The following is a 4,183-nucleotide window of genomic DNA, read 5'->3' on the forward strand; positions in this document are numbered from 1 at the left end:
AGCACCCATTGGTAAAGGCGTGGTGGTCGTTGCTTTCATAACTTGGCCCATCGCCCGCCGAACAAAAGGTCTGTCTTGAATCGTAATGTAAGCATGTTGCAGGGTATCGCAATCTCTTAGGTAGTCACTGGCTTGTCGGGCTAGGTCGCCCTCTTCTTCCATCGCCATTTCATAGGCCATGTCAAGACTGAGGAAATAGTCCTTGGTCTTCTGCACGCTGGCGTTTGCGCCTGACGTGGGCCGAATCAGATTATCCAGCAATATAAAATCTCTTTCTTTGACGAAATACAGCTTAGTACGGCGGCTTTTCAGCCAGTGGAAAAAGTCTTCGTCGAGTTGCAGAAAAGCATGAAGGTCACGGGCGCTGATGGTGTCCGTGGGTTGTCCGTTGAGTAAACAGGTATAGAGAGGAATCTGTTTAATAGCCATAGTTGGCCTCCTTGAGTATTCGTTAACCACCACTCAACGAGGTCAATCACTGGGTGGCAGGGGAAACGGGTTGACCTTACCGTACTCAAGGAAACGGCGAGCACAAGTGCTCCCCAAATCCCCCGCCATATCAGGGAATTTGCGCACAAAAAAAGCCGCGTATAGGCGACTATTTACTGCGCCATGAGTTTACAGGAGGTCAATCCCGACACTAGATTTTGCCAGTGCAAGGGGAATGCTAGAGTAAAATGTAGAAAGGGTCAATGACGGAGGCTAGTCACTTTTTTTCGGGAGCTGAAACAAAGGAATGAAAAGGGGTCATCACCCTTAAACGCCCACGCAGGCGGGAACCAAGAACACCATTGATTTTTAAGGGTTTTGACCTCTTTTCAGGCAAACATCAGAGGCATTAGTGGGATTGGGCCGTTGCAGCAAAATGACATTCCTACTCGAAACTAACGCCTACCTCGCTGGAATGTCATTTTGCTTCAAAGCGAGTCTGCAGTAACAAATATTGTTGGTAAGAAATAGATAATGAAAAGCCAATCACTTGATATAACTGGCTTTGAGAGGTGGGTGGCACGTTAAATACGATGCTGGTTAAATATACAGTATATTTTTTGATCGTCAAGATTTTATAGCTTTCTATTTTTCATAGAAATAGCCAATCACTTGATATGACTGACTTTGAGAGGTGGGTGGCACGTTAAATATATATGTCTCGTTAAAATGTCATTTATACAAGACCTTGATCTTTTAGAACTCTATCTGTTTTGGGGAGAGTTAACGGACGAGGTTCATTCAAGATAGCATCTTCAATAAAATCACAAATGGATAAAACTAACCCTCTCCAATCTTCTTCCAAATAACAAAATTCTATGAATTCAAACCAAGCATCTAACTTAGTATATAAATCTTTATTATAGCCAAGTTCTTTACCCAATGTATGAGCACTGGAACCTACTAATACAGATCTAATTTCATGAAATGATGTCTCATTATTTCTATAACGATTAATAGCGTATAAAAAATTATCGTAACCTTGTAGTGGCATAACTTAATCTACATTAATTATTGATATAACTCGTTTATTATCAGGAGAGACAATCACATTCAGACTGCCACCCTCATATACTAAGTTCCCGTTGGGCTGTTTGATGTGATGATTATTTTTAATAATATCCTCAACATAACTTGGAGAAATAGATCGCCCTCTTAAATTTTTTGTTCCATCAGAAACATTTATACCTGGCTCTATACCATCAGCCCATGATGGGGTTCCAGTAGAAGGACTTATTGAAGTGGGATTATGGTTTTCACTTGAAGCATGACCAGACGAATAACGCTGCCCACTTGGTTGCATTCTTGCTACTGCATGTTCCGAATACAAACGATCACCAATAACAGCAAAATTTTGTGGTCCATTCGGTGTATCAATAACTTGCTTAGAATAATCATTCCAATTACCCCACAAAACCCGATCACTACCATTAACAGCTGCATCACCGCTATTAGATCGAGTACTGATATTATCCTCTGCCCCAGATCCTACTCCACTCGTCTCGTTCGATCCAGAACCTTTATTATCTGTCGATCCTTTTTTGCTTCCTCCCACTCCCACGACAATCGACGCAAGAGTAACACCTGTAGCAACACCTCCTTTTACTCCTGTTGCCGATGCTCCTAGCTCAGTTGGACGATCATCAGGGTTCGTTACCTCATAGTCTACGTCAGAAACGAAGTCTTCAACAGAACCACTGTCATAAATAATGTTCGCCGCGATATTGGTTACATGATCCATAACCTCATCAACCTGTCCAAGTGCATCTCGAACGGTTTCTGATTGACTCGCCGCTATTTCTGTCGCGGCTCCCACCGCAATAGCAATACCTTCCCGAACCACACCACCAGTGACTAACCCTAAGGCAGTAGAAAGAGCACCAGCCGTTTGTGGGTTTTCTTGCGCCAGTTGGTCTACGACTTGTGCTGCTCTACCCAGTCCATCAGTAGCTTTTTGAAGTATGTCAGGTTCATCTGGATAAGAGCCTGTCACCTCTAAAGTATCGAGAATCCTAGTCTCTGGCATGTCAGAAGAAGCCAGTATTTCAGACTCAGTAAAAGCTTCTGTCGTTTTATCAGCATTATCTAGCTGTAAAGCCTCACCTGCTCTGTCTTTTAAATTATCTAAGGCGGCTGTCACTTCTTCCTCTGGCGCATTTTTCAGAACTTCTTCTGAAGCCAAATATTGAACAAGATCTTCTTTCTCTAACAGCGCTATTCGCTCTTCTTCACTTACATCACTGCGAATTAAAGAGTCATATAGTATCTCCCCCTTTTCCCCTAGTTGCTCTCTAAGTTCCTCCGGCAAATCATTGCCCAGCACCGCAATTTCATCGGCAACATAATCCACCGCGTCCGCCACCGCAACGCCCGCGGCGACAATCGATTCATTGTCAACCGTGACGCTGGCGTCTAGGCCACCTGTTTCTAAATCCTTAGTCACTCGCTGGCTATTATTTACATCGCGGTTAACCTGTTGATCCGTCACTTGATCTAAGTCCTGACCTCCAACACGAACCAAACCTTGCCCTATCGTGCTTGCCGTCGTTTGTGCTTTGTCGTGTCCTTGGTAGTTTGCCTGTACAGTAGTAGAGCCCTCTATCGTCGGGCTGGTGCTCAAGTTGATACCGGTCGATTCGCTGTTATCCGTATCTTGTATGTCTGAAGTAACGAGAGTATCCGTGGTAAAAGTGAGTTGTCCGTTGTCCTGCCCTGTTTCATCAACCGCTGCAATCAAGCCACCGGTTAACCTAGTCTCTTTGGCCGTAATATTGACGTTATTACCCAAAATACCACTTTGGTTGTCAACCCAAGCCACATTGCTTGACGACTTATTTGAGTTAGCACCTATGTTACCTGAGGCACCTTCCTCACTGGTGACCATCTGCCCTTGCTCATTCTCAGTGGTGACTTCGCCACCATAAGACCCTCCTAGGTTAAAGCCAGTGCTTTCACTCTGACTGGTCGCGGTATTTTGTAAACTCTCTACTACTAGCTTGTCTGTTGATATATCAATATCAGTAGCGCTAAAACTACCACCTTTGAGGGTCAAGCTTTCGCTGTTGCTGGCTAAGCTGCCAGCACTAATTTGACTGTTGATGTACTCGGTGCTGTTTGATTGGCTTTCACTATCACTGGTGTTTATGCTGCCACTGATCCCACCATTTGTGCCTACACTGGCACTGACACCTTCCGAATGAGACGTGTTGCTCGTTTGTAGGGTATTTTTGCCTGCGAAGACATCAATGTTTGTCGCCTCAAGCGCCAATGCCCCTGCGGTGTTAATACTTGAGCCTTCTACGTTAATGTTATTATCTGCCGTAAATTGGCTATTGCCTCCTACATTGATACTAGAGCCATTCCATTCACTTTGCGTTGTTACTGTGCTATTGGTCGTTTTTTGAGTACTCGCGCCAGCTGAGGCATAAAATCCTGTTCCAAAACTGGTCGAAGCGGCTGCGGCTGCACCAGCAATAGACGCCGCAGCGGCAGCCTGAGCGCCCACTGCGTTCTTCGTTGCAGCGGCAATATTCACTTCGTAATACTTCAGATCATCTTTGAGCATTTTGCCTTCATCGACTTTCTGTTTAGCATCATCGTAAGCACTCTTAGCATCCTTTACCGCTTCAAGCGCATCTTTTAGTGATTTGGCGGCCAGTGCCACGTCCACATAGGCATTTTTCACACCGACGGT

3 protein-coding genes are annotated in these 4,183 nt (G+C 44.7%); all 3 read right to left on the minus strand.

Features of this window, described 5'->3' with window-relative positions; all coding sequences use genetic code 11:
• On the minus strand, positions 1 to 429 hold a 429-nt coding region (locus I8J31_RS06350), incomplete at its 3' end, for an antA/AntB antirepressor family protein (RefSeq protein ID WP_199467449.1).
• A 736-nt stretch (positions 430 to 1,165) separates the two neighbouring features.
• Complete coding sequence (locus I8J31_RS06355; RefSeq protein ID WP_199467450.1) at positions 1,166 to 1,483, minus strand: hypothetical protein; 318 nt, start codon at positions 1,481 to 1,483, stop codon at positions 1,166 to 1,168.
• 3 nt (positions 1,484 to 1,486) lie between these two features.
• On the minus strand, positions 1,487 to 4,183 hold a 2,697-nt coding region (locus I8J31_RS06360), incomplete at its 5' end, for a hemagglutinin repeat-containing protein (protein ID WP_199467451.1).

Source organism: Marinomonas transparens (assembly GCF_016463975.1).
GTDB lineage: Bacteria > Pseudomonadota > Gammaproteobacteria > Pseudomonadales > Marinomonadaceae > Marinomonas > Marinomonas transparens.

What these genes read in the sequence shown, in the direction of transcription:
- I8J31_RS06355 (WP_199467450.1), bottom strand. Translation starts at nt 1,483, where the DNA reads ATGCCACTACAAGGTTACGATAATTTTTTATACGCTATTAATCGTTAT.